This is a genomic window from uncultured Campylobacter sp. (genome assembly GCF_937949835.1).
Lineage (GTDB): Bacteria > Campylobacterota > Campylobacteria > Campylobacterales > Campylobacteraceae > Campylobacter_B.
Map to the genome: position 1 here is coordinate 1 of NZ_CALEDC010000277.1, position 3,561 is coordinate 3,561.

Annotated in this window: 2 protein-coding genes; both read left to right on the forward strand. The window is 48.2% G+C overall.

What is annotated here, in order from left to right:
- Positions 1-1,553: hypothetical protein (locus Q0256_RS06240; RefSeq protein ID WP_297961230.1), on the forward strand; the 1,553-nt coding region annotated here is incomplete at its 5' end.
- 305 nt (positions 1,554-1,858) lie between these two features.
- A complete protein-coding gene (locus tag Q0256_RS06245) occupies positions 1,859-3,376 on the forward strand; it encodes a flavocytochrome c (protein ID WP_297961233.1) in 1,518 nt (505 codons plus the stop codon).
- The last annotated feature ends 185 nt before the right edge of the window (positions 3,377-3,561 follow it).

Here is a 3,561-nt window from a genome sequence, read left to right on the forward strand (position 1 = left end):
TTAGCAACGATGTGGAATTTGACATAATCAGCCAGTTTCCGCGCTCGAAGCTATTTCACGTAAGTTACGGCGATAAGCCGGTAACGCTCAAAATCGATCCGAGCTATAAAGAAATTTATACTCACATCAGCGCTACGCCTAATGCTTTTAGCCTAGCGGACGAGCTATATCTCTATCCTTACGGCTGCACTGAACAGCTTGCTTCAAGAATGATAGCGGTTGATTATGTCGCACGCAAAGACTCCAATAAAACCTTAACCAACCGCGTAAATGAGTATGCGAGTAGAATTCTATCTCGCCTCAAACCTAACGGCGATTTCGGTTACTGGAGTGCTCACGGCGTTACTAACTACTATGCTTCGATTTACGCAAGCGATGTTTTACTAGAGCTTGACGCGCGCTATAAATTCCTTAGCAATAAGCAAAGATCGCTAATTTTTAGTGCGCTAAAATCAAGCTACAAAGATCAGGATACGCTCCGCATATACGCGGATTTCGTGCTAGATCAATACGGCAAGCTGGATGATGATGAGATAAATTTCGTTTACGACAACGATCTTTATAAAGACTCGCCGATGGCTAGCATCGCCTTGGCTGCGATACTTAAAAAGCACAATATGACGACTGAGTTTGAATTTATGCTCGAAAAAATAGATGAGGCGAATTACGATTACGCTGATAACGGAGCGGGTCTAACATTTGCTAGCGACATAAGAGACGCCGCCTTTAAGCTCTACGCATTCGGCAAGGCGGGCATCAAAGACGATAGCACGGCTCGCACGGTCGATGCGATCATTCGCGATCTAAAAAATATAAACAACACGCAGGAGCGAGCAAGCGTAATACGCGGATTTGATGCGTATTTTAAGGACTCAAAAAAAGAAGCCCATTTTGCATTAAAATACGACGGCGAGGCGAAAAATTTCAATTCACCGCTGGATACCAAACTCGCGGTTAAAGACGGCGCGATAGAATTTACGCCGATGAGCGGCAATGGCGAGCTATTTTTTACCGCTCTTGGCTTTGGATATGAAAGCGCGCCTTTAAAGCATGAGGCTTTGAGCATACAGAGCCTAAACGCTCATTCTATGGATAGCAAAAGGATTGAAATTTACCGCGAATTCATAGATGCTCGCGGCAACGTCGTCGATCTAAACAAGCTTAAAATAGGGCAGAAAATTTACTCTAAGATTAGCTGGCGAGCGAATTATTATCTTTATAATTTCGTAATCGACGAGGCGATGCCTAGCTGCTTTGAAGCGGTTAATGAGCGCCTGGGCTCGGCTGCGAAGGCTAGAGTCGAGGGCATGCAAGACAGCGTGGCACTAGAACACACGGAGTATCTGTATGACCGAGTGCTTCGCTTCCCAAAAAGCGGCTATTTCTATTATGATCCGCGAGATGGAGAGAATAGCAGCGGCGTCATCTATACTCCGATAAACGTGATTATGTCGGGCTCGTGCGCGCTTCCTGCGATCTCTATCGAGGATATGCAATACGAGCAGGTAAATAACTACGATCTGCAAACGCTTAAATTTAAGGTCGCTCGCTAAGGCGTAGCGATTTTAAGGCTCGGCGCGGATTTTGCATTAATTGCGATTTTCGCGCCGAGTGCGCTTTTGCGTTCACAAGTATTTTGCAAACGAGCGCCTGATAAAATTTTAAAATTTCAATCCCGCCCGTCAGCCGAATTTCAAAATTTTATATCAACGCCCATATTTTATAGCTTTTTACTATCTATTTATAACGTTATTCTATTTGACTTACCTTTAAATTCGAGTTATCATTTCTTTTAAATATACACTTTCAATTAAAGGAGTTGCAAATGCAAGACGTATGAAGACGTAGTTTTTTAAAGATTAGCGCAGTGGGTGCGGGGGCACTTGCGCTTGGGGCTAGCAGTGCGAGCGCGGCACAAAACGCCAAAGACGTAAAATTCGACGAGGAATACGACATCGTCATCATCGGCACCGGTTTTGCGGGACTTGCTGCGGCGATTAAGGCTAGCGGACGCGGTAAAAAGGTGCTGGTGCTTGAAAAGATGGGTCGCGCGGGCGGAAATTCCGTCATCAACGGCGGAAATATGGCTGCTCCGATGAATAAATTTCAAGTAGCGCAGGGTATCAAAGATAGTAAGGAGCTTTTTATCGCCGATGCCGTAAAAGACGGGCTCGGGCTCAATCACACCGATCTTTTGGGCGTGATGTTTGATCGCAGCAACGATGCCGTGGATCTTTTGGTGGGCTGCGGAGCGGAGTTTAGCGACAAGCTGATCTTTGAAAGCGGCCACAGCGTCGCAAGAAGCTTGCAATCAACCAACGGCTCGGGCTCGGGCTACATCCAGCCGATGATGGGTAAACTTCAAAACGATCCTAACGTCACGATCAAGACCCGCACGAAATTTGACGATTTTATCGTGGACGACAGCGGCCGCGTCGTGGGCGTAGAAGCGCGCGAGGAGTATAAATTTGATCCGAAACTTTTTAGCGACGATCTGGAAAACAAAAGCGGCGAGAAAAAGAGCTACAAAGCTAAAGACGGCGTTTTGCTGGCTTCGGGCGGATACGGACGCGATCTATGGTACCGCCAGATCCAAGATCCGCGCGTCGTGCCTACGATCGATAGCACCAACCACCCGGGAAGCTCGGCAGGAGCGATGCTTGCGGCAAATAGAATCGGTGCATTTACCCTTCTTACGTCGTGGATTCAGTTCCTTCCGTATTGCTCGCCCGACGAAAAGGGCTTCGGCGCTGCGGTAAATTTCACCAACCACTGCTGCAACACCTACGGTCTAACCGTCGATCCAAAGACGGGCAAGCGCTTTATGGATGAGCACGCAGGGCGCAAGATCAAGGCGGACGCCTGCTTTAAGGTTATCGGCGAGAGCGAGAAAAACGACAACTATCCGGTAAACGTCTGCGACTCTCAAGCCGTCGCCGCGCGTAACCCGGTCTATACCTCAAGGCCTCTGGAAGCGGGCGTCGTGAAAAAATTTGACACGTTAGAGGAGCTTGCAAAGGCTTACAATCTGCCGCTGGAGCCGTTTTTAAAGACCGTCGCGGATTATAACTCTTACGTCAAAGCCGGTAAAGATCCGGAATTTGGCAAGGTTGTCGATAAGCTGGACGGTATCGACGTTTCCAAGCCGCCGTTTTACGCAAGCCGCACGATGCCGAAGGTGCACCATACGATGGGCGGACTTGAGATCAACACCAAAGCTCAGGTAATCTCGAGCCTTACTCACGAGCCGATCCCGGGGCTTTGGGCTGCGGGCGAGGTAACCGGCGGCGTGCACGGCGCGAGCAGACTGGGAACCTACGCGATACTTGATTGTATGGTTTTTGGAATGATCGCTGGCGAAACAATCGGGGCTTAAATTTAGCGCCTGCGAAATTTCGGCGCGAAGTGGTTGTCAACGCGCGTTTTGTTAAATTTCGGCGCGAAGTAGCTATGCGTGCTTTGCGCCGAAATACTACATGTGTATTTAAAATTTCACAAAAATTTTGCTGCGATTTGTGAGATACGAAGCGCGGAATTTCCGAGCATTTACCAAAACGCCGT